The following is a 25,603-nucleotide window of genomic DNA, read 5'->3' as shown; positions in this document are numbered from 1 at the left end:
GCTTGCGCCGCCCGCTTTAAGTTACAGCACGTTACAGCACTTCGCTGGCGTGGTCAGCCAGGCGCGAACGCTCGCCGCGGGCCAGGGTGACGTGGCCGCTGTGGGTCCAGCCCTTGAAGCGGTCGACCACGTAGGTCAGGCCGCTGGAGCCTTCCGTCAGGTACGGCGTGTCGATCTGCGCGATGTTGCCCAGGCACAGGATCTTCGTGCCGGGACCGGCGCGCGTGACCAGGGTCTTGACTTGCTTCGGCGTCAAGTTCTGTGCTTCATCGATGATGAGGAACTTGTTCACAAACGTGCGGCCGCGCATGAAGTTGAGCGACTTGATCTTGATGCGCGAGCGGATCAGGTCTTGCGTTGCCGCACGGCCCCATTCACCGCCATCGGAGTCGGACTTGTTCAGCACTTCCAGGTTGTCGTCGAAGGCGCCCATCCATGGCGACATCTTTTCTTCTTCCGTGCCTGGCAGGAAACCGATGTCTTCACCCACCGGTACCGTGACGCGAGTAACGATGATTTCATTGTAGAGCTTGGTTTCCAGCACTTGCGCCAGGCCAGCGGCCAGGGCCAGCAGGGTCTTGCCGGTACCGGCCTGGCCCAGCAGGGTGACGAAGTCGCATTCCGGATTCATCAGCAAGTTCAGCGCGAAGTTCTGCTCGCGGTTGCGCGCCGTCACGCCCCACACATTGTTCTTCGTGTGGCTGAAGTCGCGCAGGGTTTGCAGCACGGCCGTCTTGCCGTTGATCTGTTTTACTTGGCCGTAGAACGGCGTTTCGCCGTTTTTCGGTTCCAGGTAGATGAACTGGTTGACCAGCAGCGATGGAATGAACGGGCCCGTCACGCGGTAGAACGTCGAGCTGTAGCCGTTCTTGCTTTCCTGCCACGATTCCATGTCCTTGCCGTGCTTGTTCCAGAAGTCGTCCGGCAGTTGCACGATGCCCGAGTACAGCAAGTCCGTGTCTTCCAGCACATGGTCGTTGAAGTAATCTTCGGCCGGCAAGCCCAGGGCGCGCGCCTTGATGCGCATGTTGATGTCTTTCGACACCAGCACGACGGGGCGGCCTTCCTGTTCCGATTCCAGCGAGCGCACGACGGCGAGGATCTGGTTGTCGGCCTTGCCCACTGGCAAACCTGCCGGCAGGTCGGCGCTTTGCAAACGCGTCTGGAAGAACAAACGGCCCTTGGCATCCTTGTTGCCCAGCTTGGACAGCAAGATGCCGTGTTCGATGGCGTCGTCGTCCGTGTTGCTGATCAGGGCGTCGAGCGTGCGCGAGACCTGGCGTGCGTTGCGCGCCACTTCCGTCATGCCCTTTTTATGGTTGTCCAGCTCTTCCAGGGTCATCATCGGCAGGTACACATCGTGTTCCTCGAAGCGGAACAGCGACGATGGATCGTGCATCAGCACGTTGGTGTCGAGCACGAACAGCTTGCTGATGCCGCGCTGGTCGGCGGCGCGGCTGGCGGACGACTTGAGCTGCACTTCGACCGCCTTGTGCTTGGCGGGATGCGGCTGCTCGGCTTGCTGGACGGGCTTGATCGGCGTGACCTTGCCTTTTGCCGCCGGCTTGGCTTTCGCCGCAGGCGCAGGTATGGCTGCCGGCGCGGCGACAGGCGCGGCCGCAACCGGCGCAGGTGCCGGCTTGGCGACCATCAGGGCCGCCACTTGCTTGATCTTCGTGGCCGCATTGCGGACCGGCTTGGCAACTTCGGCGATCGCCGCTTCAATGATCGGTGCAGCCACTTTCTTGGCTGCCGGGGTTTTGGTGGCCGGGCGCGCTGCGCCTGCGGTTGGGTAATCTTGGGTGGCCAGGATGGTGGCTGGCTTGCTCGGTAATTTTGGGAGTGGCATCAGGATCTCAATCAAAAAATTTCTGGAATGAATCGCCCATGGGCAGCCAGCTTCTGGCGGCACTTCTCATGGGGTGGATGCGGGGGAACAACAATGCTACAGGACGAGAGACTGCCGGGAGGCCGGCAACATGGCTGGTCATGGACGCCATCGGCGGGCAGCAGGCCCGCCTGGCGGAGTGGGTGGAGGCGCTTCGTTGACTCAAAATGGCGATAGGTACCGTGAACTGAACTGCGGTTGAGCTAATGTCTAACCAAGCTGGCTGGATGCCGACAACGCGCATGCGATCAGAACAGATGATCAATTCAGACGCGCCACGAATTCCAGCACTTCTTCCACGTGAGTTGCGACCTTCACGCCTCTCCATTCTTTCACCAATCGGCCCTGGGCGTCAATCACAAACGTGCTGCGTTCAACGCCACGGACCGTCTTGCCATACATCTGTTTCATCTTCATGACGTTAAACAGCAGGCAAACGGCTTCGTCCGGGTCGGAAATGAGCTCGAATGGCAGTTCCAGCTTGGCTTTGAAGCTTTCGTGCGAGCGCAGGGAATCACGGCTGATGCCGTAGATTTCCACGCCGGCGGCAACAAATTGCGCATGCGCGTCACGGAAGGCGATGTTTTCAGTGGTGCAGCCGGGGGTGTTGTCCTTCGGATAGAAAAACAGCACCGTGGCCTTGGCCGGACGGCCCAGCAACTGAAAGGTCTGGCCGCTGGTCATGGCGGCACTAAAGTCGGGTATGCTAACGAGGGATTGGCTATCAGCCACAGGTTCTCTCCTGAACGGTGATCATCAGCGCTGTTTTTTTAATCTGGCAACGCATCCAGGTGCAACAATACAGCATTCAGGCCGCTTTGCCCTGCACAATCAGGCGTCCCGAACGTCCGGGCAACTCATCCCAGGTGATGGGGCAAACGGGCAAGTCCGACTCTTTTATCTTTTCATAATAATCGCCCATCGCTGCAAACTGGTAGCCCTGGGCTTTCCAGCCAGCCAGCAGTTGTTCGAAAATGGGGGCAAGTTTCTGTCCTTCAAGTTCCGCATGCAAGGTATACACGTGGTCGCGCGGATTGTCCGCCGTCAGCGACAATATATGCGCGGCAACATTGCCTGTCGTGATCAGCTTGCCGTCGATTTCGCAGCCCAGCAATTCATCCAGCGTGGGCAGGGTGGTGGGCAGTTGCACGCATTGCAAGATGGTGTTGCCATTGCGCACGCGGTGCGGGCCTTGCGACGGTTGCGCCATGGCGCCGCGCGCGTCGAGCATGGCACGGCCATCGGAGGCAAAGCGATAGCCGGCCGTGTCGTGTTCGACAAAAGCGCTGACATTCATTTGCCAGCCGGCCGCGCCGTGCGTGTGCGCCTTGGTGCCAAACACCTGTTCGTAGCGGTTGGCGGCCTTGCGCATCATGTTGATGGTCCAGGCAGCGTTGCGCTTGGCCACGTTGTCTTGCCACAGGGTGTGATCCCAGGTGTGGATGCCGCACTCGAAACCGGCATCGCGCACGGCGCGCAATTGCGCCGCGCATTGCTTGCCGATATCGGGGCCCGGCAGCAAGGTGCCGTACATCAATGTTTTCAAGCCGTAGTGCTCGACCACCGAGGTGCGCGACACCTTGCTGAAAAAGCCGGGCTTCAAGGCGCGCCGCAGGGCCCAGCCCGTGTGGTCGGGGCCCAGCGAGAACAGAAAGGTGGCCTTGGCCTGGTGCGCGGTCAGCATGCGCACCAGATTGCCCATGCCTTCACGGGTGCCGCGATAGGTATCGACGTCGATTTTCAGGGTCAGGAACGGCTTGCTCAACATTAATCCATCAAGGCTTTGGCTTGGGCTACCTGGCTGCGGTAGGCATCGAAGATATTGCGCAGGGAATCGGCCATGGTGGTGCTTGGCGCCCAGCCCAGTTCTTCGCAGGTATTCGTGATTTTCGGCACGCGGTTTTGCACGTCCTGGTAGCCGGCACCGTAGTAGGCGCCCGACGTCGTTTCCACGATTTTCACGTGTTTCGCGCCTTCGGCGTATTCAGGATACTCGGCAGCCAGGGTCAGCATCATGCCGGCCAGGTCGCGGATCGAGTAATTGTTGACCGGATTGCCAATGTTGTAGATCTTGCCGCTGGCGATGCCATTCTTGTTGGCGATGATACGCATCAGCGCATCGATGCCGTCATCGATGTAGGTGAACGCGCGTTTTTGCGCGCCGCCGTCGACCAGCGAGATGTTCTCGCCGCGCACGATATGGCCGAAGAATTGCGTCACCACCCGCGAAGAACCTTCTTTTGGCGTGTGGATCGAGTCCAGGCCGGCGCCGATCCAGTTGAAGGGACGGAACAGCGTGAAGTTCAAGCCTTCCATGCCGTAGCCCCAGATCACGCGGTCCATCAATTGCTTGGCGTTCGAATAGATCCAGCGCGGCTTGTTGATCGGGCCGCAGATCAGTTCCGAGTTTTCCGGATCGAATTCTTCGTCGTGGCACATGCCATACACTTCCGAGGTCGACGGGAACACCAGGTGCTTGCCGTACTTGGCGGCCGAGCGGACGATAGGCAGGTTGGCTTCGAAGTCCAGTTCGAACACGCGCAGCGGCTGCTTGACGTAGGTCGACGGCGTGGCGATGGCGACCAGCGGCAGGATCACGTCGCATTTCTTGACGTGGTACTCGACCCATTCCTTGTTGATCGTGATGTCGCCTTCGAAGAAGTGCATGCGCGACTTGTAGTTGTCATTTTCCAGCAGTTCCGTGATGCGGTCCGTGTTCATGTCCATGCCGTAGACATGCCAGTCGGTGGTTTCCAGGATACGCTTGGACAGGTGGTGGCCGATGAAGCCGTTGACGCCTAAGATGAGGACTTTTTTCATGTGAGATTCTCTTGAGTGATATCAGTGTGTGCTGACGCGGGCGGTCAGACTTGCTTGCAATTGCTGAGCCGAAATCGGCTCCCCGGCAGCCCTCAGGGCGGAAATGGCCAGCATGCGGCCGTCTCCGCAGACGCCAAAGATGCAATTATCCACTACCGCCAAGCCCGCTGGCAAACTTCCTGCGGAACGCTTGCTCAAACGGGCGGTTTCGATGACGTAAATGACATTGTTGAATTCGGTGAACGCGCCGGGATAGGGCGGGGCGACGGCCCGGTGCAGGTTGTATACCTGTTGCGCAGGTAACTTCCAGTCGATGCGGCCGTCTTCCGGCTTGCGTCCGCCAAAATAGCCGCCCTGGCGCAAATCGTTCAACTGGCGCGGCGCCGTACCGTCCAGCAAGGCCGGCAGCACACCCCACAGGGTTTGTTCCGCCGCGACCGTGACCTTGCCGAACACTTCGAAGGCCGTGTCGTCGGGCAGGATGGGCACGGCCGTTTGCGCCACGATGGCGCCGGCGTCGGGCTTGACCGTCATTTCATGCAGGGTAGCGCCCGTCTGCGTGGCGCCGTGCAGCACGGCCCAGTTGACTGGCGCGCGGCCGCGGAACTGCGGCAGCAGCGAGCCGTGCATATTGTAGGCAGGCGCCACTTCCAGAATGCTGGCCGGCAGCATGTGACGGTAGTAAAAGCTGAACAGCATGTCTGGTGCTGCCGCCTGCACCTGCGCCAGCAGCTCGGGCGCGCGCGCGTCCAGAGGCGTGATGTACGGGATGCCTTCAGCCTGGCACAGGCTGGCGACGGATTCGAACCACAGGTTTTCCGTGGGGCTGTCTTCGTGCGTGACGACCAGGGCGATATCGACGCCGCCAGCGAGCAGCACCTTGATGCAGCGCACGCCCACATTGTGGTAGCCGAAGACGACGGCGCGTGGGGCGCCCATCAGCGGCCCACCTGGCGCTTTTCCAGGCGCACATACGATGGCGCCTCGGCTTCCGCCTGGACCATGCCATCCTGCAAGATGGTTTGCACCACATAGCGGGGACGGGCACGTACCTGCTGGAAGATGCGTCCCACGTATTCGCCCACCAGGCCGATGCCGAACAGGATCACGCCCATCAGGAAGAAGGCGATGGCGAACAGGGTGAACACACCCTGCGCCTCGGCGCCGAACAGGAAGCGGCGCGCCAGCAAATAGATCACCAGCACGGCCGAACTGAATGACAGCAGCATGCCCAGCATGGAAAAGATTTGCAGGGGAATCAGCGAAAAGCCCGTGACCAGGTCGAAGTTGAGGCGGATCAGGCTGTACAGCGAGTATTTCGACTCGCCGGCCGAGCGTTCCTCGTGCTCGACGGTAATTTCCGTCGGCTTGCGGGCAAACGTGTAGGCCAGGGCGGGCACGAAGGTGTTGACTTCGGCGCACTGGTTGACCAGGTCGATTACATTGCGGCCATACGCGCGCAGCATGTTGCCCTGGTCGGTAATTTTGATATTCGTGATCTTTTCACGCAGGCGGTTCATCATTTTCGACGCCAGGGTGCGCCAGGCGGAATCTTGCCGTTTGCGCCGGATCGAGCCCACGTAATCGTAGCCTTCGCGCATCTTTGCCACCAGGTTGCCGATTTCCTCGGGCGGGTTCTGCAGGTCGGCGTCGAGCGTGATCATGATCTGGCCGCGCGAAGCTTCGAAGCCGGCCAGGATAGCCATGTGCTGGCCATAATTGCCGTTGAACAAGATCACACGCGTGACGTCGGGGCGCTGGCGGAACTGCTCCGCCAGGATGGCCACCGAGTTGTCGCGGCTGCCGTCGTTGATGAAGATGATCTCGTAGCTCGTCTGCAAGGCATCGAGGGCCGGATACAGGCGCGCGAACAGGCTGGCCAGGCCATCCTGCTCGTTGTAGATCGGAATGATAATCGACAGTTCGGGTTTCATCGGCGCGCTGCTCACTTGATGAGGATGGATTTGACGGTGGCGACGGCGCGTTCCACGTCCTGTGTCGTCATGGCGTAGAACATCGGCAAGGTCACGGTCAGGCGGCCAATCTTTTCCGAGACCGGGAACATGCCTTCGGTAAAGCCGCGTTCGCGGTACATGGTAAACAAGTGGATCGGTGCGTAATGATAGCCCGTTCCCACGTTTTGCTGCGCCATTTGCTGCATGAATGCGGCGCGCGTGCCGGGGCCGTTGTCGGGCAGGATGATCTGGAACAAATGCCAGTTGCTGTTTTCAAAATCCTGTACGGGCAGCTGGGCGCCGCTCTGCGCTTCGAAGTCGCTGCCGAATTGCTCAAAGTAATGGCGTGCCAGTGCGCGGCGGTGGGCCGTGATGGCGTCGATATTGGCGAACTGGCCCAGGCCGATGGCAGCCATGATGTCGCTCATGTTGTATTTGCCGCCCAGCACATCGACGTCGATGCCGTCGACGCCGCTGCGCGTGACGCCCTGCAGCCGGTATTTCTCGGCCAGCCTGGCTTCTTCCAGGTTGTTGAGCACGAGGCAGCCGCCTTCGCCCGTGGTGATGTTCTTGTTGGCCTGGAAGCTGAACGAGACGAAGTCGCCAAACGCGCCGATGCGCTTGCCCTTCCAGGTGGAGCCGAACGCTTGCGCCGCATCTTCCACGACTCTTAAATTGTACTTTTCAGCAATTGCGTACAGGCGGTCCATGTCGACAGGCAGGCCCGACAGGTAGACGGGAATGATGGCTTTCGTGCGGGGCGTGATGGCCGCTTCGAGCTTGTCGAGGTCGATATTGCGCGTGACGGGGTCGATATCGGCAAACACGGGCGTGGCGCCCACTTCGATGATGACGTTGGCCGTCGCTACCCACGACACGGGCGTGGTGATGACTTCGTCGCCTGGGCCGATGCCGGCGATGCGCAGCGCGATTTCCATGGTGCAGGTACCGGAATTGAAGGTGCGCACGGGGCGTCCGCCGAAATATTCGGACAACTGGGCTTCAAAGGCTTGCACTTTCGGGCCGCTGGTGATCCAGCCCGAGCGCAGCACCTCGCCGACGGCGGCGATGGTCGCTTCATCGATGGTGGGTTTGGAAAAAGGCAAAAAGGGCAGGGTAGAGGTCATGGGCGCGGTTCTTGGGTCTGTATTCTGTCAGGGGCCGAGGCTGCCAATGCGGTCAAAGGCCGCCGGCGGGCATGGCTGTTATATATCGTTAGTATGGCGGCGCAGCCGGTTCAGCGGTGAAAAATCCTGCTGATGCGGGGGCGGGGCAAGCTGGCCGGGGGCGCGATCCGTGCTGCCTCGCGCCCCTTTAAATATTTATTTATTGGCAACGACCATGCGGCGCGCATCTTCGGCAACGACACGCATGGGCACGCCACGTTGTTGCAATTCCTTGTAACGGTTCAGGCTGATAATGGCCATGTCGTGCACGCCGGCGTTGGCATCGTTCGTCCACTGCGTGATGAAAGGCTCGATGCTCGGAATGGACAGTTCCGGCTGCTGTTTCAGGCCAAACGTGAACTCATCCCAGTAATCGACGAGGATCACGGGCCGCTGCAGATAATACGTCAGCGACTGTTCATAGATGCCGACCGAATAGAGCTTGGTATCGGCCGTCAGTTCGGCCTGGATCTGCGGCAGCATGTCGGTGCCCGCGCGGTTCTGGCCATACAGTTCGGAACCGGCCAAGATGCAGTGCGTGGCCAGGAAGCCGGCGCCGGCGATCGTCAGCACGGTCATGTCGCGGCGCAGCTGGCGCGCATGCAGCAAGGCCAGGGCACCGCCGGCCAGGGCGAAGAAGCCGGCCGCCATCAGCCACGGCTGGTAGCCTTTCAGCGCCGTCAGCTCTGCCGGATCGCGTCCGCTGGCGTGATTGAAGCCGATCGGCGCACCGATCAGGATGGCGGCGCCCAGCACGCACAGCAGGCCGGCGGCAAACAGGCGCTGGCGGCGCGAGGCCGACTCCAGGAATAGTGCAATCAGCAGCGCCAGCGCGGGGAAGATGGGCACGATGTAGCCGGGCAGCTTCGAGGTCGAGTAGCTGAAGAAGAAAGTGATGAACAGGGCCCAGATCAGCACCATCAAACGGGGCTGGAAGGTGCCTTCCTGGCGCTTGAAGGCGGCAGCCAGGCTTTGCGGCAGCACGCCTATCCATGGCAGGATGCCGGGAATGAGCAGGACCAGGAAGTAGTACCAGGCGCCTTCGCGCTTGTGCCCCTTCATCAGGAAACGCTGGAAGTGCTCGTGGATGAAGAAGAAATGCGGCTGCTCCGGATTGCGCAGGGCCACCAGCACGAACCATGGCGTGGCGATGGCGAAAAACACCAGCAAGCCCTTGACCAGGTGCAAGCGGGTCCAGATGCGCCAGTCGCGCGCGCACAGCGAATACAGCACCAGCACGGCGCCCGGCAGCACGACGCCGATCAGCCCCTTGGCCAGCACGGCCAGCGCCATGCCTGCCCAGCACAGCAGCATCCAGTTGCGCCGCTCGGCGGGGGCGGCCTCGTCGCGCTGGGCGATCAAGAGGCTCATCAGCACGATGGTCATCATGCCCGACAGGCCCATGTCCAGCGAATTGATCTGGCCGGAAGCGAGCCAGAACAGGCTCGACGCCAGCACCAGGCCGGCATACAAGCCCACGCGCGGCCCAAAGACTTTCTTGCCGGCATAGGCCGTCATGCACACGCCGATGATGCCGCACACGCCCGTCCACAGGCGCGCCTGCCATTCGCCCAGGCCGAAGGCGGCAAAGCTGAGTGCATTCATCCACGTTTGCAGCGGCGGCTTTTCAAAATACTTGATGCCGTTCAGGCGCGTGGTGATCCAGTCGCCCGTGACGAACATTTCGCGCGCCATCTCGGCGTAGCGGCCCTCGTCGGGCGGCACCAGGGTCCGCACGCCCAGCGCATACAGGGTGACGACGATGAAGATGCCCAGCAGGGACCACATCAGCAGCCGCGAGCTGTGCAGTTCGTTGACATTGATTTTCATGTGGCGCTGCCTGCGCCGGGAGCCAGAATCAGGGCCAGCGTGACTTTGCGGCCTTCGCCCATCAGGATGTTGTAGGTGCGGCAGGCTGCCTGGCTATCCATGCACTCGACGCCGATGCGGCGCATGGTCAGCGCGGCCGTCAGCTTCGGATGCACGAAACGCTGGCGCTCGCCCGTGCCGAGGATGACCACGTCGGGCGCGTCGGCCAGGATTTGCGCGAAATGCGCCTCGGTCAATTCTTCGAAACTGCCGACTTCCCACGCGCGTGGCGGCGTTTCCGGCATGACGATCAGGCTGTAGTTGTACGGCTGAGCATTGATCTCCACGCCATTTTCATCGTAGCCTGTGACGGTTTGGTATTGTTGGGTGCTGCTGGCATGCAGTTTCATGGCGATGTCGGGGGGCTGTTCGTGTCGGTTGATCGGTGCGCGCGCTGTCCGGATGCGCGCTGCGGCCAAGGGCGTAAGCATGCCATAAATGACAGAAAAGAGCGACTGAAAAGCAACATCCTTTCCAATTTGCAATCTATGGGCAATTTTTTTGCGCAACAGTGGCAGGCGGTGCTTGCCATAGTAGTAGGCGAAGATTAAGAGAAGATGAAGAGCGTCCGCTGGGAAAAGCACGCGCGTGCCGGACAGCGTGGCATAAACGGCGAGAAATGCTGCAATTTGCCATGTTTAATTTGATAAAATGGCCTGTTTTCGGCGAGAATGGTTGTTTTCGCATTGCAGTCTCACGGGTTCACAGTTCTGGCGCGGCTTTCATGCTGCAAGCGTAGGCCGGCCGCGCCGCATCACGACAGGGATTTATTTTGCGACCGATTCAGAAATCGAATAAATTGGCGGACGTCTGCTACGACATCCGCGGCCCGGTCCTGGAAAAATCCAGGCAAATGGAAGAAGAAGGCCACAAGATCACCAAGCTCAATATCGGCAATCTGGCCGTGTTCGGCTTCGATCCGCCCGATGAAATCGTGCGCGACATGATGCTCAATCTGCAGAATGCGGCCGGCTATACGGATTCGAAAGGCATGTTCGCGCCGCGCAAGGCCGTCATGCATTACACGCAGGGCAAGAATATCGCCGGCGTGACCATCGATGACATTTACCTGGGCAACGGCGCCTCGGAACTGATCGTCATGTCGATGAACGCCCTTCTCAACAGTGGCGACGAAGTGCTGGTGCCGGCGCCCGACTATCCGCTGTGGACGGCTGCTGTCAGCCTGTCGGGCGGCAATCCCGTGCATTATGTGTGCGATGAGCAGAACGAGTGGTATCCCGATATTGAGGACATGCGCCGCAAGATCACGCCGCAAACGAAAGCCATCGTCGTCATCAACCCGAACAATCCCACCGGCGCGCTGTACCCGGTTTCCGTGCTGCAGCAGATCGTCGACCTGGCGCGCCAGCACCAATTGATCATTTTCGCCGACGAGATCTACGACAAGGTGCTGTACGACGAAGCCGAGCACGTGTCGATCGCCTCGCTGGCCGACGACGTGCTGTTCATCACCATGAACGGCCTGTCGAAGAATTACCGCTCCTGCGGCTACCGTTCCGGCTGGATGGTGGTCTCGGGCGAAAAGCGCCACGCAAAAGATTACATCGAGGGCCTCAACATGCTGGCCTCGATGCGGCTATGCGCCAATGCGCCGGGGCAGTTTGCCATCCAGACGGCGCTTGGCGGCTACCAGAGCATACAAGACCTGGTGGGGCCCGGCGGGCGCCTGTTGAAACAGCGCGACCTGGCGCACAAGCTGCTGACCGATATTCCGGGCGTCACCTGTGTCAAGCCGAAGGCCGCGCTGTACATGTTCCCGCGCCTGGACCCGGAGATCTACCCGATCGCCGACGACCAGCAGTTTGCCTATGAATTACTGGCCGAAGCGAAGGTCCTGATCGTGCAGGGCACGGGCTTCAACTGGATCGCGCCCGATCATTTCCGCGTCGTTTTCCTGCCCAACTCCGATGACCTGACCGAGGCCATGGGGCGCATCGCGCGCTTCCTCGAAGGTTACCGCAAGCGTCACGGCCGGGGCTGAATCAGCCAGCAGCAATCTCGATCAACCTGGCGCCGCCCAAGGGGGCGCCACTTATGAGCAGTCAAGCACAACTATGAAATCCATCAAGATCGGCCTGCTGGGCCTGGGCAATGTCGGTTACGGGACCTTCAGCGTCCTGAAACGCAACCAGGAAGAAATCAAGCGCCGCGCGGGTCGCGGCATTGAAGTCGTCGCCGTCGCCGTGCGCGACGTGGCGCGCGCCGAAGCGCTGGTCGCCGGCGCCTGCAAGGTCGTCAATGACCCGATGCTCATCGTCAACGATCCCGAGATCGACATCGTCGTTGAACTGATCGGCGGCTATGATCTGTCGAAAACCCTGGTGCTGCAGGCGATTGCCAACGGCAAGCACGTGGTGACGGCCAACAAGGCCCTGCTGGCCGTGCATGGCAACGAAATCTTCGCCGCCGCCCAGGACAAGGGCGTGATGGTGGCCTTCGAAGCGGCCGTCGCGGGCGGCATCCCCATCATCAAGGCTTTGCGCGAAGGCTTGACGGCCAACCGCATCGAATGGATCGCCGGCATCATCAACGGCACCACCAATTTCATCCTGTCCGAGATGCGCGACAAGGGCCTCGATTTCGCCACCGTGCTGAAACAGGCGCAGGAACTCGGCTACGCGGAAGCCGATCCCACCTTCGACATCGAAGGCGTCGATGCCGCGCACAAGGCCACCATCATGTCGGCCATCGCCTTCGGCATCCCGGTGCAGTTCGACAAGGCCTACGTGGAAGGCATCAGCAACCTTAACGCCGTCGACATCCGCTACGCCGAGCAACTGGGCTACCGCATCAAGCTGCTGGGCATCACCAAGCGCGCTACCGTGAATGGCGTGGAAGGCATCGAGCTGCGCGTGCATCCGACCCTGATCCCGGCCAAGCGCCTGATCGCCAATGTGGAAGGCGCCATGAATGCGGTGCTGGTGCACGGCGACGCCGTCGGCGCCAGCCTGTACTCGGGCCGCGGCGCGGGCGCCGAGCCGACCGCATCGTCGGTGATCGCCGACCTGGTTGACATCACGCGCCTGGCCACGGCCGACCCGGAACACCGCGTGCCGCACCTGGCGTTCCAGCCGAACGCGATGACCAACATCGACATCCTGCCGATGTCGGAAATCACCACCAGTTACTACCTGCGCATGCACGTGGCCGACCAGCCGGGCGTGCTGGCCGACCTGACGCGCATCCTGGCCGAGCGCGGCATCTCGATCGACGCCATGCTGCAAAAAGAGCCGGCCGAGGGCGAGACGCATACGGACATCATCATGCTGACGCACCAGACGCAGGAAAAGAACGTCACGGCCGCCATCGAAAAGATGGAAGCGCTCGATAGCGTGGTGGGCACGGTCACCAAGATCCGCCTGGAAAACCTGAGCTGATCTTTTTCAGCGAGCCACGCAAAACGGCGCCCGCGGGCGCCGTTTTTTCATGGGCAGACTGTCTTACAGCTGCGGCACTTCGGGCGCGCCGACGGGACCCACATCCATGCCGTCATAGCTGGCCAGCTGGTTTTCCTGGGCAAACGCCATCAATTCGCCATTGCGCGCGTGCAGGCTGTCGACGCTGTGCACTTCGGCCTTTTCCACGTGCAGCACCCACACGGGGGCGGCGGCCGGGTCGTCCAGTTCGGGCTGGTACAGTTCCACGGGGCGGTAGCCCTGCAGCGCCAGCAAGGTGGCGGCCTGCTCCAGCGGCTCGGACGTGGGGTTGGTGAAGTAATAGCCCCACAGCAGCGGCTGGGACAGGTCCCACGGCGCGTTCTCGGCGATATTGGCAAACAGTTCGGTCACATCTTCTTTGGTCATCATGGCAGTGGGCCTTCATTAAAATCTCAGGGCGCGATCTTAGCATCCATGCCGCCTGCGCGCCATTCGCCCATAAAAAAACCGGCGGTATAGCCGGTTTTTTTATCAGCCGTTAACCACGGCTTGATTCTGATTCGCGCGAGCGTAAATTAGAACTTGTAACGCAGGCCGATCGACAGCAGGTCGGCTTTCAGTTTCATGCCATCCTGGCTCAGCGTTTTGCCGAAGTTTTCATATTCAGCAACGGCCGACAGGTTTTTATTGATGTTGTAAGCAGCACCGATGCCAAACAGGGCGGCGGTTTTGTTTTTCGATTCGCTGGCATTGAAACCGACCAGGTTCAATTTAACTTTGGTACGGTTTTGCGTAACGCCAGCTTTTGCAAACAGCGAGAATTCAGCGTTCAGTGGCAGCGTAGCCGTGGCTGCTGCGTAGAAAGCGCTGGTTTCCATGCTCAGCGATTCCTTGCCTTCGCTTTCTTTCAGTTTGCCGAAATTGACGTAGCCGGCTTCTGCGCCGAAGTTAGGCGTGAAATCGTAGCCAGCGTAAACTTTAAAACCGGTTTTGTTTTCTTTGCCCGAAACTTCGTCACCCGACAATTTCAATTCCGAACGGCCGACATTCGCGCCGACATAAATGTTTTCAGCTTGTGCAAACAAAGGGAATGCCAGGGCGGCGCCGACGACTACTGAAAACAATTGCTTTTTCATATTAATCCTAGATAATTAATGCGGAGAGACTGTCTCGCCGCTTAATGGGAGCCGAATTGTATAGGGATGAATATGTTTATGTAAGGCAATTATTTTTAAAACATTGGAAATTAAACATTTGTTGTTTTTAAGCAACATTAAATATTGAAGACATATCCGCGCTGCGCCTCATGTGGCCGTGCTGAAATGCACGCTGACCTTCAATCCGCGTCCGTTGGCCGCCGTGGCCAGTTCCAGCCGTGCTCCATGCAGGGCAGCGATGTCGCGCACGATGGCCAGGCCCAGCCCCGCGCCGCCCGGGTTGCTCTCGAGTGCCGCGCCGACCCGGTAGAACGGCGTCAGCACGCGTTCGCGTTCCGCGGGCGCGATGCCGGCACCGCTGTCCTCCACCTCCAGCACCGCGCCGTGCCCCGCCTGCGCGGCATGCACGCGCAGGATCACGCTGCCACCCTGCGGTGTGTAGCGCAGGGCATTGTCGACCAGGTTGGCCAGCAGTTCGTGCAGCAGCAAGGCCTGCCCATGCACAGGCGCCTCGTCGGGTGCTTCCAGCGATAAATCGATATTCTTGCCGACGGCGGCCATGGCCATTTCCAGCCCTACCTGCTGCGCCACGTCGCGCAGCGCGACGGTATCCATGGCCAGGCTGTCGCTGCCATGCTCGATGCGCGCCAGGGTCAGCAGGCGGTTCGCCAGCAGCACGGTCGAGTCCGTGGTGGCGGCGATCGAGCGCACGATGTCGCGCAGGGCGGCCATGTCGGATGGCGTGCCGGCCTGGCGGTCGCATTCGCGCATGGCCAGTTCGGCCTGGGTTTTCAGCACCGTCAACGGCGTGCGCAGCTGGTGCGAGGCGTCGGCGATGAAACGGCGCTGGCTGGCGATCAGTTGCTGCAGGCGCGACATGGAACCGTTCATGGCGCTCACCAGCGGGCGCATTTCCTTGTGCACCAGCGCGGGATCGACGTCGGACAGGTCGGACAGGGTGCGCGTCTCGACTTCCGTTTTCAAGCGCATCAGCGGCCGCAACACCAGGCGCACGGCAAACCATACGAGCGCGCCCATCACCAGTATCATCGCCGCCTGCCAGCTCAGGGTATCGAACAGGATCTGGTTCGACAGGCCGCGCCGCGCATCGAGCGTTTCAGCCACCTGTATCAGGGCGATGCCGCGCATCGAGTCGTCATACACGGGTTGCAGCAGGGCGGCGATGCGGATCGGCTTGCCGTGGTAGTCGGCGTGGTAGAAGCGCACCAGGGCCGGGTAGTTCTGCGAGCGGGGCACGTTTTTCGGCACGGGCGGCAAGTCGCCATAGCCGGAGACCAGTTCGCCGTTGATGCCCGTGACCTTGTAGTAGATGCGGCCAAGGGTGTCGGTCTCGAAGCTGTCGAGCGCCACGTAAGGCACCTCGGCGACGACCTTGCCGCCGACGATGGAGACGCGCTCGGCCAGCGCCCGCGTCGACGCCAGCAAGGAGCGGTCATAGGCCATGTCGGCCGCGTCGAGCGCATTGCGGTAAACAAAAAAAGCGTCGAGCAGCACCAGCATCACCAGCGGGATGAGCAGCCAGCGCAGCAGCTGGCTGCGCAGGCTGCCCAGCGGCCGGCCCTGCGCCCAGCGCTGGCGCAAGCGCTCGAACAGGGGCAGGCGTGGGGCGTGCGCCTTCATTTTGGCGTGGCCGGCGCCATGGCGCTGCGCGGCTGCAGCAGGTAGCCGATGCCGCGCAGGGTGGTGATGACGGCGCCGTCGGGCGAACCGGCTTCCACACCGTTTTCAAGTTTTTTACGTACCCTGTGGATGTACAGTTCGATGGCATCCAGGTTGACGTCGTCGGCCAGCGCGAAGACTTCGTCGAACAGCTTTTCCTTCGATACGGCGCGCCCCGAGCGCGTGATCAGCGCCTCGAGCACCGCGTGTTCGCGCGGCGTCAGGGGAAAAGGGGCGCCGGCATAGCTGAACATGCGCGTGACGGTGTCGAAACTGAGCGCGCCGCAGGTGTGCACGAGTGCTTCGTTGCCCTGGCTGCGGCGCAGCAGGGCTTTTACGCGCGCTTCCAGTTCGGCCAGCTCGAACGGCTTGGCCATGTAGTCGTCGGCGCCCAGGTTCAGGCCCTGTACCTTGTCATCGAGGCCGCCGCGCGCCGTGAGTATCATGACGGGAGTCTTGCCGCGCGTGCCGCCGCGCGCGCGCAGGCGGCGCAGCACGTCCAGGCCGTCCATCTTCGGCAGGGTCAGGTCGAGCAGCACCAGCGAGTATTCCTGCGTGTGCAACAGGGCGTCGGCATCGGCGCCGTTGTGGGCGGTCTCCACTGTCAGGTGCGCGTCGCGCAGGGCTTTTGCCAGCCAGTGCGACAGCTCCAGATGGTCTTCCACTAATAATATGCGCATGGTCTCCGCCATTCCTTGAAATGATGCAGTGTAAGCCTGGCGGCAGGGGCGGCGATGAATATGTTTGCGCCCCTTGTGGCTGGCCGGCGACACCTGTCATGCTGAAAGCCAATTGAAAGGATGGCGCTTATATAGTGTGATCCTGATTCACGAAATGAATCAGGCATATCACCAATAACTATATCTAAGGGAGACACTTTACATGAAAAAAACTGCATTCTCGCTGGCCGCCATGGCGGTGCTCGCCGCTGCCGGCAGTGCCCACGCCCAGTCGAACGTCACCCTGTACGGCCGCCTGGACGCCGGCATCAGCAATACCAGCAACGCCGGTCCGAACAAAAGCTCGATGACGCAAGTCAGTTCGGGTGGCATGAACACCTCGCGCTGGGGCATCCTGGGCAGTGAAGACCTGGGTGGTGGCCTGAAAGCCGTGTTCAATCTGGAAGGCGGGATTCTGGTCGACACGGGCGCGGCCGATGGCGCGCTGTTCAAGCGCCAGGCCAATGTGGGCCTGGAAGGCGCTTTTGGCCGCGTCGTGCTGGGACGCTCGTTTACCACCGTGTATGACTTCGTGCTGCCGTTCGATCCGATGGCCTATGCGCCGTTCTACTCGTGGGCCACCTCGGCCAACGCGACGGGTCCGAGCAAATACGGCATGACGACGGCCTTCGACAATATGGTCAAGTACTCGGGCAAGACGGGCGACTTCAGCTACGGCGCATCGTACGGTTTCGGCGAACAGTCGACGGGCAACTCGGACAGCGCCAAGCTGTCGACGGCCGTCACCTACAAGACGGGCCCCGTCAGCCTGCTGGCCACGTATGAGCAGGTGAACGGCAATACCATCGCCGGCGGCGCGCGCGACAAGACCACCGTGTATCACCTGGGCGCCATGTATGACAACGGCCCGTGGAAAGTGCAGGCGGCGGCGCGCGACTACAAGCTCGATCCGGCTGCTTCCGGCAAGGCCGACGTGCGCGGCACCCTGTACTGGGGCGGTGTCAGCTACAAGACCACGCCGGTCATCACCCTGACGGGCGTGATCTACTATCAGGACGTGAAAAACGTGGCCGCCAACCTCGATGCCGATCCGATCATGTACGTGGCGCGTGCGCGCTATGCGCTGTCCAAGCGCACCGACCTGTACGTGGCAGGCGCCTACGCCAAGGCCAAGCACAAGCAGCTGGTCAGCCTGTCGCGTGACGACGCCGGTTTCGGCGACACGCAGCGTGGCCTGATCGCCGGCATCCAGCACCGCTTCTAAGGCATGACCATGCTGCGCATCCTGTTCCTGTTGCTGCCATGCCTGCTGCCCGTATTTGCCGGGGCACAGGTGGCTACGTCAGCGCCGGTCGAGTGCGTGGTGCCGTCCAAACCGGGCGGCGCCATGGACCTGACCTGCAAGCTGGCGAAAAAAGGCCTGGCGCAGGAGGGCGTGGCTGGCGTGGCCGGTAGCGTGGCAAATGCGATGCGCATCAGCTACCTGCCCGGCGGCATCGGCGCCGTGGCCTGGCATTCGATGGCATCGCAACGCCGCCGCGCGGAAGCGAACACCCTGGTGGCGTTTTCGGGCGGTTCGCTGCTCAATCTGGCGCAAGGCAAGTTCGGCAACGCCAAGACGGGCGACGTGCGCTGGGTAGCGGCGCTGGGCGCCGACTACGGCATGATCGCCGTGCGCAGCGACTCGCCCTACAAGACCCTGGCCGACCTGATCGCCGCGCTGCGCCAGCATCCGGACAAGGTGCTGATCGGCGTCTCCGGCACCATCGGCAGCCAGGACTGGCTGAAGATGGCGCTGCTGGCGCGCCACGCCGGCATCGACCCGAAAGTGCTGCGCTTCGTGGCGCTCGAAGGCGGCGGCGAAGTGTTTACGGCGATGCAGGCCGATTATGTGCAAGTGGTCTCGGGCGACACGTCGGAGGCCACCCTGAACGCCAGCGCCAACCATGCGCGCGTACTGGCGGTGCTGTCGGAAAAACGCCTGCCCGGCGTGCTGGCGAACGTGCCGACGGCGCGCGAGCAGGGCTTCGACGTGGTCTGGCCCATCATCCGTGGCGTGTGGATGGGACCCCAGGTGCCCGAGGCGGACTACCAGCGCTGGGTGGCCACCTTTGACCGCGTCATGGCCACGCCGCAGTTCGCCGAGTGGCGCGCGCAGGCCGGCTTGTACCCATTCGCCCTGACGGGGCCGAAGCTGACCGCGTATGTCAAGAAGGCGGTCGATGAGTATGCCAGGCAGGCGAATGAGCTTGGCCTGATGCGCTGAACGACATCCCATTTAAAAAAACTATTTCACAGACGGAGACAACCCCATGCAAACCAAGACCCTGCTTCAAGCCGCCATTGCCACCGCGTTTGCCAGCCTGGCCGGCGCCGCTTTCGCGCAAGTGCCGGCCGGCTATCCGGCCGATTACCAGAAGATCATCGACGCGGCCAAGAAGGAAGGCAAGGTGGTGATCTACAGCGCCACCGACAGCAAGGCCGCCGCGCCGCTGATCAAGGACTTCAGCGCCCTGTATCCCGGCATCTCCGTTGAATACAACGACATGAATTCGACCGAAGTGTATAACCGCTTCATTTCCGAAGTGGCCGCTGGCGGCAACACGGCCGACGTGATGTGGTCGTCGGCGATGGATTTGCAGATGCGCCTGGCCTCGGACGGCTACGCCCTGAAGTACAAATCGGTCGAAGCGGCGAAGATTCCTGGCTGGGCCATGTGGGACGACCAGGCCTACGGCACCACGTTCGAGCCGGCCGCCATCGTCTACAACAAGCGTTTGCTCGACCCGAAGGAAGTGCCGAAGAACCACGACGACTTCGTCAAGCTGATCGCCACGCCGAAATTCAAGGACAAGGTCACCACCTACGACATCGAAAAGTCGGGCGTGGGCTTCATGTTCATGGCGCAGGATGCCAAGGAATATCCGCAATTCCTGGCGCTGGAAAACGCGTTTGGTGCGGCCAAGGTGCGCGTGCAGTCGTCGACGGGCACCATGATGGAGCGTATCTCCTCGGGTGAAAACCTGATCGGTTACAACGTGCTGGGCTCGTATGCCCTGGTGCGCGCCAAGACCGATCCGTCGATCGGCGTGGTGCTGCCCAAGGATTACACCCTGATTTTGTCGCGCGTGCAGTTCATCAACAAGAACGCGAAGAACGTCAACGCCAGCAAGCTGTGGCTCGATTACATCTTGTCGCACCGCGGCCAGACCATCATCGCCAACGGTGCCAAGCTGTTCGCCATCCGCGCCGACGTCACGGGCGAAACCACGTCGGCTGACCTGATCAAGCAAATCGGCGCGGCCAACGTCAAGCCGATTCCCGTGCACCCGATCATCCTGCAATTTTTGGGACCGGCCAAGCGCATGGCCTTCCTGAAACAGTGGAAAGAGACAGCCGGCAAGAAATAGGAATAGCCAACGCCGTCTTGGCCGCCCGCGAGCCTGGCTTGCGGGCACACGCAGCACCCTTCATTCATTGGATTCATCATGCAAACTGCCATCTTGCCGCTGCCTGCACGGTCGCGCTCTCCCTTGTCGCGCCTGAACTGGTCGCGCGGCGTGGTCGTGACGATCACGCTGATCGCCATTTTCCTGCCGCTGTTCCTGATTTTTTATCAGAGCTTTTTGAACGCGCCTTTTTTCATGCCGGTGCGCGAATTCGGCTTTGACTCTTACCGTTTCATCTTCGATGATCCCGATTTCGCCATGGCCTTCAAGAATGGCCTGATGCTGGCCTTCGGCCTGACCGTCATCGCCGTGCCGCTGGGCGGCATGCTGGCCTTCCTGATGGTGCGCACCGACTTGCCGGGCCGCGGCTGGGTGGCGCCGATGCTGCTGGTCCCGATCTTTGTCTCGCCGATGGTGATGGGCTTTGGCTATGTCGTCTCGATGGGTCCGGTGGGCTTTTACTCGATCTGGGCCAAGGAGCTGCTCGGCTTCGTGCCCTGGAATATTTACTCGTTCACCAGCATCGTCATCATCGCCGGCCTGACGCACGTGCCGCACGTCTACCTGTATGCCTCGTCGGCGCTGAAAAGCCTGGGCTCGGACGTGGAGGAAGCGGCCCGCGTGGCGGGCGCCTCGCCGATCCAGGTGATGCTCAATGTATCGCTGCCGATGATCATGCCGGCGCTGGCGTATGCGGGCGTGCTGGTGTTCTTCCTCGGCTTCGAAGTATTCGGCCTGGTGCTGGTGCTCGGTGATCCGGAAGGCCATCTGGTGCTGCCGACCTATCTGTACAAGCTGACGAACAAGCTCGGCACGCCGTCGTACCACCTGATGGCCGCCGTCGCCGTCTGCCTGGTGATGGTGACCATGCCGCTGGTGATGATACAGCGCTGGCTGCTCAAGTCCGCCAACAAGTATGTGTCGATCAAGGGCAAGGGCGCGCGCAGCAAGGCCATGCCGCTGGGCCGCTGGAAGTGGCTGGCCTTTGCCTTGCTGGCAGGCTGGCTGATTTTCACCATCATCCTGCCATTGACGGGCATCGTGCTGCGCTCCTTCGTGCAGTACTGGGGCGAAGGCGTGCACCTGGCCGACGTGCTGACACTGCAGCATTTCCGCGACATTTTCGACCAGCCGTCGCTGGTGCGCGGCATCGTCAACACCATCCTGATCGGCGTTGTCGGCGGCGCGCTGGCCGTGGGTTGCTACAGCTTCATCGCGCTGGCCATGCACCGCAAGCAGGACGGCATCACGCGCCTGCTCGATTACAGCGTGCTGGTGCCGCGTGCCGTGCCGGGCCTGCTGGCCGGCCTGTCGTTCCTGTGGGTGTTCCTGTTCGTGCCGGCCTGGCTGGACGGCATGTTGAAGGGCATGGACAACGGCGTGGCCCTGTGGCTGAGCGGCCATGTGATCCCCGTGCTGCGTGAAGTGCGCTCGACCATCTTCGCTTTGTGGCTGGCGTATTCGGTGGTGTGGATGGCCTACGGCATGCGCCTCATTTCCACCGCGCTGCTGCAAGTGGGACCGGAACTGGAAGAGGCGGCGCGCGCCGTCGGCGCCAACCGCGGCCAGGTGACGCGCGACGTGACCCTGCCGCTGATCAAATACGGCTTGCTGGGCGCCTGGCTGATGGTCTTCCTGATCTTCGAGCGCGAATATTCGACGGGCGTGTACCTGCTCTCGCCGGGCACGGAAGTGATCGGCGCCATGCTGGTATCGCTGTGGGCCGGCGGCTCGACCGACCTGGTGGCGGCGCTGTCCTTCATCAATATCACCCTGGTGGCCATCGGCCTGGGCATCGCGCTGCGCTTCGGCGTGAAGTTACATAACTAAATATATAGACTAGAGACTGAGACCACATCATGAATGAACTGACCGTCAATGAGCTGTACCTCGATTATGGCACCGGCGCTGCCGCCAACCAGATACTGAAGGGTGTTTCGATGCACCTGAAAAAAGGCGAAGTGGTCGCCTTGCTGGGGCCTTCGGGCAGCGGCAAGACCACCTTGCTGCGCGCCGTCGCGGGGCTGGAAAGCCCGAAGGCGGGCACCATCCAGATCGGCGAGCGTAATGTCTACGATGGCGCGAAACACTTCGAGATGCCGGCCGAGCATCGCAACCTGGGACTGGTGTTCCAGTCGTACGCGCTGTGGCCGCACAAGACCGTGTTCGACAACGTCGCCTACGGTCTCAAATTGCGCAAGATGGGCAGCACGGAGATCGCCGCGCGCATCAAGGAAGTGCTGACGCAGCTGGGCCTGGGGCACCTGGGCGAACGCTATCCGCATCAGCTGTCAGGCGGCCAGCAGCAGCGCGTGGCGATCGCCCGCGCACTGGTGTACAACCCGCCCGTGATCCTGCTCGACGAACCGCTGTCGAACCTGGACGCCAAGCTGCGCGAGGAAGCGCGCGCCTTCCTGCGCGAACTGATCGTGCGCCTGGGCCTGTCGGCCCTGATGGTGACGCACGACCAGGGCGAGGCGATGGCCATTTCCGACCGCATCCTGCTGCTGAATAACGGCAAGATCGAGCAGCAGGGAACGCCGCAAAGCATGTATGAAACGCCCGACACCCTGTTTACGGCCGAATTCATGGGCAGTAACAACCGCTTGCCCGGCAAGGTGGTGCAGCGCGATGGCAATCAGGTGCGCTTGCTGGTCGACGGCGCCTCCATGCAGGGCGTGGCGCGCGGCGCCAACGTGGGCACGGAGGTGACCACCATGATCCGCGTCGAGGAAGTGAAGATCAGCGCCACGCAGGTGGACAATGCCATCGAGCTGCCGCTGCTGACCTGCATGTACCTGGGCGACCGCTGGGAATGCCTGTTTGAGCGCGGCGGTGCCGAGAATATCAGCCTGCGCGCGTATTCGCGCCACAAGCTCGAAGCGGGCAAGTACTGGCTGCACATGCCGGCCGATAAACTCTGGGTGTTTTAACGGTGACGAGGTGGCCATCCTGGCCACCTCGTCCGTGCTGCAACGTCCTTAATTTCCCCGCACGACGATTTCCTGCGCCTTCGGTTCGCGCTGGCGCATGAAGCGCACGATCGAGTCGACGGTGACGACGTCGATCTGGCGCGTCATGCGGCGCTCGAACGGGTGATCGTCGAAAGCGATATTCGCGCGGAACATGCGCGCGCCCAGGCGCGTGGCGGCGGGGATGCTCAGCGTTTGCGGCGCGTAGCTGGCGCTGCGCAGCCAGCCTTGCGCTTCGGCGCGCGTTTCGATCTTGCCAGGCTCGTTGCTGGCCGCGGCCAGGGTTTCCAGCACCCACTGGTTCGAGTTCTGGTACTTGGTGGAAAACGGGTAGGCCAGCATATTGTAGTGTGGCTCATGCAGGCGCTTGGGCGTGTTGCTGGTCAGCAGGCGCGCCAGTTGCTGCTGCGTATCCTGGCCGGGAACCAGGATCAGGGTTTCATACATGAACACGTCGTCCATGAAGAAATTGCCCAAGCCTTCGTTGTACAGCGACGACTCCGCCGTACCGCACTCATTGAGTTCATGCACCACCAGCCAGCGTCCCTTCGGGTGGTCGCGCCAGGCCAGCGCCATGTGCGAATAGCGCAAATTGTACTTCGACAGGTCTTGCCCTGCGCGCGCCACCAGCGCCACTTGCGCGCCGGAGGCATCGAGCGCCTGCAGGGTCTTTTGCGCCAGCTCCATCGATTTGACGAGGGTGCTCGCATCCGTTGGCTTGTCCTCGCACGAGCGCCCCGCATGGGCGGCGCCGGCCAGGGCCAGGCTGATGATCATCACGGTCAGGCGTTTCATGGGATTCACGCTTTCGAATGGTGGAGGATGGCATTGCCGGCCGCGTTCGGCACATAGGCGATGGCCTTGCCCGACAGCAGCAGCATGTGGCCCGTCGAGACGGCCACCACCTCGACCACCGTGCCGGCTGCCAGTGACAGGCCTTGCGTGGCCTTCTGGCTCAGCTTGACGGAGGCCGTGGCGGCGGAAGATGCGCCCCTGGCTGCGCTTTTCAGCACGAGGACGCTGCCGTCGGCCACGTCTTCCACCTTGTCGATGACGATTTCACCGGCGGCGGCCAGCACCGACATGGAGCCGACCAGCACGATGGCCGAGGCCATGCTGGCGTTGTCGGAGGCATTGGTGGTGTCGGAGTTGGCGGCCTGGACATGCAGGGTGGCAGCGCACAGCACGGCGATGGCGAGCAGATGTTTCATGGGATAGTGGCTTTGCATGGGGGAGTTACACTTTGGAGTGGTGCAGCAGGGCCTTGCCCAGTTCGTTTGGGATAAAGGCGATGGCCTTGCCGGAAAGAACCAGCATATGGCCGGTGGACAGCGCCACCACGTTGACCACGGTGCCGGCCGCCAGCGACAGGCCCTTGGCTGCTTGCGTGCTCATCTGGATGGAAGCGCCGCCCGCTTCGGACGCGCCTTTCAGCACGATGACGATGCCTTCGCCCACCGTTTCCACGCTGGCGACGACCACCTGGCCGGAAGCGACCAGCATCGACATGGAACCTGCGACGACGACGGCGGAGCCCTGGCTGAGGTTTTGCGAGCCTTTCGACAGGTTCTCCGAGGCGGCGGCATGGACCAGGCCGGGCGCGGCAGTAGCGAACAACAGCGACAGGGACAGGCAGAGGGGCAGCAAGCGTTTCATGTGTTTCTCCTTCAAGTGTGCCAAGTGGCAACGCCATCATTGTAGACTGTGGGCAATTGGTCAATGAAAACGCTACTCGTAGCGGGCAGGCATACCGCAGGTAGCGTATTGCGCTACTTTTTTGCCGTTGGAACCGATGCAATTTTTATAAAGGAAGTGCATGCCGCAAACCCACGCCTTGATCGAAGCCTTGAAACGCCTGTTGAAAGCGCGCGCCGTCACGTACGCCGAACTGGCCCAGCGCATCGGCGTGTCCGAAGCCAGCGTCAAGCGGATGTTTTCGCAAAAGCAATTCACCCTGCAGCGCCTGGACCAGATACTGGTCGCCATCGGCAGCGATTTCCAGCAGCTGGCGCTGGCCGTGCAGACGGCGCAGGCCGCGCCCACCCTGATCACGGGGCTGACATATGCGCAGGAAAAGGAAATCATCGACGACACCCGCTTGTTCGTGGTGGCCGTGTCCGCCCTGAACCTGTTGCCGCTGGAACAGATCGTCGCCATCTATGACATCAGCGAGGCGCAAGCCGTCAAATATTTGCTGCGCCTCGACAAGATCGGTTTCCTGGAACTGCTGCCGAATAACCGGGTCAAACTGCTGGTGGCGCGCACGTTTGCGTGGATACCGAATGGCCCGATTCATACCTATTTCAAAAAGGAAGCGTATGGCGATTATCTCAATTCGCAATTCGATGGCGAGACAGAATTGCTGCGTCTGGTGAACGTGATGTTGTCGAAGAAATCCACGGCGGCCTTGCTGGAGCGCTTGAAGCAAGTGGCGGTGGAGTTTTCGCAGCAGCACCAGGAAGACGCGCGCCTGCCTGGCGATGAGCGCCTGGCCATCAGCTTCATGCTGGCGGCGCGGCCGTGGATGCCGCAGACGTTCAAGGCGCTGCTGCGGCAGTAGCGGTAGCGA

Annotated in this window: 24 protein-coding genes; 8 read left to right on the top strand and 16 right to left on the bottom strand. The window is 61.6% G+C overall.

What is annotated here, in order from left to right; translation table 11 throughout:
- Positions 1–31: 31 nt before the first annotated feature.
- From CNX70_RS22200 to CNX70_RS22160, 9 genes are all read right to left on the bottom strand, one after another.
- Entirely contained in the window at positions 32–1,849 is a 1,818-nt protein-coding gene (locus CNX70_RS22200) for a PhoH family protein (RefSeq protein ID WP_096237162.1), read from the bottom strand.
- 300 nt (positions 1,850–2,149) lie between these two features.
- Positions 2,150–2,620, bottom strand: a complete 471-nt coding sequence (locus CNX70_RS22195; RefSeq protein WP_167389708.1) for a peroxiredoxin — start codon at positions 2,618–2,620, stop codon at positions 2,150–2,152.
- Positions 2,621–2,696: 76 nt separating this feature from the next.
- Positions 2,697–3,656: a polysaccharide deacetylase family protein gene (locus CNX70_RS22190; protein WP_096237161.1), complete on the bottom strand. Its 960-nt coding sequence runs from the start codon at positions 3,654–3,656 to the stop codon at positions 2,697–2,699.
- Positions 3,656–4,708, bottom strand: a complete 1,053-nt coding sequence (locus tag CNX70_RS22185) for a bifunctional UDP-4-keto-pentose/UDP-xylose synthase (protein ID WP_096237160.1) — start codon at positions 4,706–4,708, stop codon at positions 3,656–3,658. The genes CNX70_RS22190 and CNX70_RS22185 overlap by 1 nt, the downstream gene beginning before the upstream one ends.
- Positions 4,709–4,729: 21 nt before the next feature.
- Positions 4,730–5,647, bottom strand: coding sequence for a formyltransferase (locus CNX70_RS22180; protein WP_096237159.1), 918 nt, complete (start codon positions 5,645–5,647; stop codon positions 4,730–4,732).
- Positions 5,647–6,642 (bottom strand): glycosyltransferase, encoded by a 996-nt coding sequence (locus tag CNX70_RS22175; protein ID WP_096238618.1) that lies wholly within the window; start codon positions 6,640–6,642, stop codon positions 5,647–5,649. The genes CNX70_RS22180 and CNX70_RS22175 overlap by 1 nt, the downstream gene beginning before the upstream one ends.
- 11 nt (positions 6,643–6,653) lie before the next feature.
- On the bottom strand, positions 6,654–7,790 hold the full coding sequence (locus CNX70_RS22170; RefSeq protein ID WP_096237157.1) for a DegT/DnrJ/EryC1/StrS family aminotransferase: 1,137 nt from the start codon (positions 7,788–7,790) through the stop codon (positions 6,654–6,656).
- A gap of 195 nt (positions 7,791–7,985) precedes the next feature.
- Positions 7,986–9,659, bottom strand: a complete 1,674-nt coding sequence (locus CNX70_RS22165; RefSeq protein ID WP_096237156.1) for a glycosyltransferase family 39 protein — start codon at positions 9,657–9,659, stop codon at positions 7,986–7,988.
- A complete protein-coding gene (locus CNX70_RS22160; protein WP_096238617.1) occupies positions 9,656–10,048 on the bottom strand; it encodes an Mth938-like domain-containing protein in 393 nt (130 codons plus the stop codon). Before CNX70_RS22160 ends, CNX70_RS22165 begins: the two co-directional genes overlap by 4 nt.
- A gap of 422 nt (positions 10,049–10,470) precedes the next feature.
- On the opposite strand from CNX70_RS22160, the gene CNX70_RS22155 reads away from it, so the two are divergent.
- Positions 10,471–11,700, top strand: coding sequence for a pyridoxal phosphate-dependent aminotransferase (locus tag CNX70_RS22155; RefSeq protein WP_071076139.1), 1,230 nt, complete (start codon positions 10,471–10,473; stop codon positions 11,698–11,700).
- Between the two features lie 73 nt (positions 11,701–11,773).
- Positions 11,774–13,096 (top strand): homoserine dehydrogenase, encoded by a 1,323-nt coding sequence (locus CNX70_RS22150; protein ID WP_096237154.1) that lies wholly within the window; start codon positions 11,774–11,776, stop codon positions 13,094–13,096.
- Between the two features lie 63 nt (positions 13,097–13,159).
- On the opposite strand, the gene CNX70_RS22145 is transcribed toward CNX70_RS22150, so the two are convergent.
- From CNX70_RS22145 to CNX70_RS22130, 4 genes are all read right to left on the bottom strand, one after another.
- Positions 13,160–13,525, bottom strand: a complete 366-nt coding sequence (locus CNX70_RS22145; RefSeq protein WP_096237152.1) for a ribonuclease E inhibitor RraB — start codon at positions 13,523–13,525, stop codon at positions 13,160–13,162.
- Positions 13,526–13,671: 146 nt separating this feature from the next.
- Positions 13,672–14,232, bottom strand: a complete 561-nt coding sequence (locus tag CNX70_RS22140; protein WP_096237150.1) for an outer membrane beta-barrel protein — start codon at positions 14,230–14,232, stop codon at positions 13,672–13,674.
- A gap of 168 nt (positions 14,233–14,400) precedes the next feature.
- Positions 14,401–15,894 (bottom strand): sensor histidine kinase, encoded by a 1,494-nt coding sequence (locus CNX70_RS22135; RefSeq protein WP_244198912.1) that lies wholly within the window; start codon positions 15,892–15,894, stop codon positions 14,401–14,403.
- Positions 15,891–16,613, bottom strand: coding sequence for a response regulator (locus CNX70_RS22130; protein WP_096238615.1), 723 nt, complete (start codon positions 16,611–16,613; stop codon positions 15,891–15,893). Before CNX70_RS22130 ends, CNX70_RS22135 begins: the two co-directional genes overlap by 4 nt.
- A gap of 202 nt (positions 16,614–16,815) precedes the next feature.
- On the opposite strand from CNX70_RS22130, the gene CNX70_RS22125 reads away from it, so the two are divergent.
- From CNX70_RS22125 to CNX70_RS22105, 5 genes are all read left to right on the top strand, one after another.
- Positions 16,816–17,877, top strand: a complete 1,062-nt coding sequence (locus CNX70_RS22125; protein WP_096237148.1) for a porin — start codon at positions 16,816–16,818, stop codon at positions 17,875–17,877.
- Positions 17,878–17,880: 3 nt separating this feature from the next.
- A complete protein-coding gene (locus tag CNX70_RS22120; RefSeq protein WP_425269204.1) occupies positions 17,881–18,879 on the top strand; it encodes a Bug family tripartite tricarboxylate transporter substrate binding protein in 999 nt (332 codons plus the stop codon).
- A gap of 46 nt (positions 18,880–18,925) precedes the next feature.
- Entirely contained in the window at positions 18,926–20,023 is a 1,098-nt protein-coding gene (locus CNX70_RS22115; RefSeq protein ID WP_096237144.1) for an ABC transporter substrate-binding protein, read from the top strand.
- 78 nt (positions 20,024–20,101) lie between these two features.
- Complete coding sequence (locus tag CNX70_RS22110) at positions 20,102–21,892, top strand: ABC transporter permease (protein WP_096237142.1); 1,791 nt, start codon at positions 20,102–20,104, stop codon at positions 21,890–21,892.
- A gap of 29 nt (positions 21,893–21,921) precedes the next feature.
- On the top strand, positions 21,922–22,995 hold the full coding sequence (locus CNX70_RS22105; protein ID WP_096237140.1) for an ABC transporter ATP-binding protein: 1,074 nt from the start codon (positions 21,922–21,924) through the stop codon (positions 22,993–22,995).
- Between the two features lie 48 nt (positions 22,996–23,043).
- On the opposite strand, the gene CNX70_RS22100 is transcribed toward CNX70_RS22105, so the two are convergent.
- Genes CNX70_RS22100 through CNX70_RS22090 form a run of 3 tightly spaced genes read right to left on the bottom strand, consistent with a single transcriptional unit; the run spans position 23,044 to position 24,690 of the window.
- Entirely contained in the window at positions 23,044–23,829 is a 786-nt protein-coding gene (locus CNX70_RS22100; protein ID WP_096237138.1) for a DUF2145 domain-containing protein, read from the bottom strand.
- Positions 23,830–23,834: 5 nt separating this feature from the next.
- Positions 23,835–24,245 (bottom strand): hypothetical protein, encoded by a 411-nt coding sequence (locus tag CNX70_RS22095; protein WP_096237136.1) that lies wholly within the window; start codon positions 24,243–24,245, stop codon positions 23,835–23,837.
- A gap of 25 nt (positions 24,246–24,270) precedes the next feature.
- Positions 24,271–24,690 carry a hypothetical protein gene (locus tag CNX70_RS22090; protein WP_096237134.1) on the bottom strand — a complete coding sequence of 140 codons (420 nt, stop codon included), beginning with the start codon at positions 24,688–24,690 and terminating at the stop codon, positions 24,271–24,273.
- 160 nt (positions 24,691–24,850) lie between these two features.
- Between CNX70_RS22090 and CNX70_RS22085 the strand changes: the two genes are divergently transcribed.
- Complete coding sequence (locus CNX70_RS22085; RefSeq protein WP_071076149.1) at positions 24,851–25,594, top strand: helix-turn-helix domain-containing protein; 744 nt, start codon at positions 24,851–24,853, stop codon at positions 25,592–25,594.
- Positions 25,595–25,603 lie beyond the last annotated feature (9 nt).

It is taken from the genome of Janthinobacterium svalbardense (assembly GCF_002327145.1).
Taxonomy (GTDB): Bacteria; Pseudomonadota; Gammaproteobacteria; order Burkholderiales; family Burkholderiaceae_D; genus Janthinobacterium; species Janthinobacterium tructae.
Note: the sequence above shows the minus strand (reverse complement) of the source record. Positions and strands in the feature narration are given on the sequence as shown.

Bases quoted from the DNA above. Each gene is read 5' to 3' on its own strand.
- CNX70_RS22135 (WP_244198912.1), bottom strand. From the start codon at position 15,894: ATGAAGGCGCACGCCCCACGCCTGCCCCTGTTCGAGCGCTTGCGCCAG.
- CNX70_RS22160 (WP_096238617.1), bottom strand. From the start codon at position 10,048: ATGAAACTGCATGCCAGCAGCACCCAACAATACCAAACCGTCACAGGC.
- CNX70_RS22090 (WP_096237134.1), bottom strand. From the start codon at position 24,690: ATGAAACGCTTGCTGCCCCTCTGCCTGTCCCTGTCGCTGTTGTTCGCT.
- CNX70_RS22190 (WP_096237161.1), bottom strand. From the start codon at position 3,656: ATGTTGAGCAAGCCGTTCCTGACCCTGAAAATCGACGTCGATACCTAT.
- CNX70_RS22115 (WP_096237144.1), top strand. From the start codon at position 18,926: ATGCAAACCAAGACCCTGCTTCAAGCCGCCATTGCCACCGCGTTTGCC.
- CNX70_RS22095 (WP_096237136.1), bottom strand. From the start codon at position 24,245: ATGAAACATCTGCTCGCCATCGCCGTGCTGTGCGCTGCCACCCTGCAT.
- CNX70_RS22085 (WP_071076149.1), top strand. From the start codon at position 24,851: ATGCCGCAAACCCACGCCTTGATCGAAGCCTTGAAACGCCTGTTGAAA.
- CNX70_RS22100 (WP_096237138.1), bottom strand. From the start codon at position 23,829: ATGAAACGCCTGACCGTGATGATCATCAGCCTGGCCCTGGCCGGCGCC.
- CNX70_RS22125 (WP_096237148.1), top strand. From the start codon at position 16,816: ATGAAAAAAACTGCATTCTCGCTGGCCGCCATGGCGGTGCTCGCCGCT.
- CNX70_RS22145 (WP_096237152.1), bottom strand. From the start codon at position 13,525: ATGATGACCAAAGAAGATGTGACCGAACTGTTTGCCAATATCGCCGAG.
- CNX70_RS22150 (WP_096237154.1), top strand. From the start codon at position 11,774: ATGAAATCCATCAAGATCGGCCTGCTGGGCCTGGGCAATGTCGGTTAC.
- CNX70_RS22105 (WP_096237140.1), top strand. From the start codon at position 21,922: ATGAATGAACTGACCGTCAATGAGCTGTACCTCGATTATGGCACCGGC.
- CNX70_RS22170 (WP_096237157.1), bottom strand. From the start codon at position 7,790: ATGACCTCTACCCTGCCCTTTTTGCCTTTTTCCAAACCCACCATCGAT.
- CNX70_RS22165 (WP_096237156.1), bottom strand. From the start codon at position 9,659: ATGAAAATCAATGTCAACGAACTGCACAGCTCGCGGCTGCTGATGTGG.
- CNX70_RS22140 (WP_096237150.1), bottom strand. From the start codon at position 14,232: ATGAAAAAGCAATTGTTTTCAGTAGTCGTCGGCGCCGCCCTGGCATTC.
- CNX70_RS22200 (WP_096237162.1), bottom strand. From the start codon at position 1,849: ATGCCACTCCCAAAATTACCGAGCAAGCCAGCCACCATCCTGGCCACC.
- CNX70_RS22175 (WP_096238618.1), bottom strand. From the start codon at position 6,642: ATGAAACCCGAACTGTCGATTATCATTCCGATCTACAACGAGCAGGAT.
- CNX70_RS22185 (WP_096237160.1), bottom strand. From the start codon at position 4,708: ATGAAAAAAGTCCTCATCTTAGGCGTCAACGGCTTCATCGGCCACCAC.
- CNX70_RS22130 (WP_096238615.1), bottom strand. From the start codon at position 16,613: ATGCGCATATTATTAGTGGAAGACCATCTGGAGCTGTCGCACTGGCTG.
- CNX70_RS22120 (WP_425269204.1), top strand. From the start codon at position 17,881: ATGACCATGCTGCGCATCCTGTTCCTGTTGCTGCCATGCCTGCTGCCC.
- CNX70_RS22110 (WP_096237142.1), top strand. From the start codon at position 20,102: ATGCAAACTGCCATCTTGCCGCTGCCTGCACGGTCGCGCTCTCCCTTG.
- CNX70_RS22180 (WP_096237159.1), bottom strand. From the start codon at position 5,647: ATGGGCGCCCCACGCGCCGTCGTCTTCGGCTACCACAATGTGGGCGTG.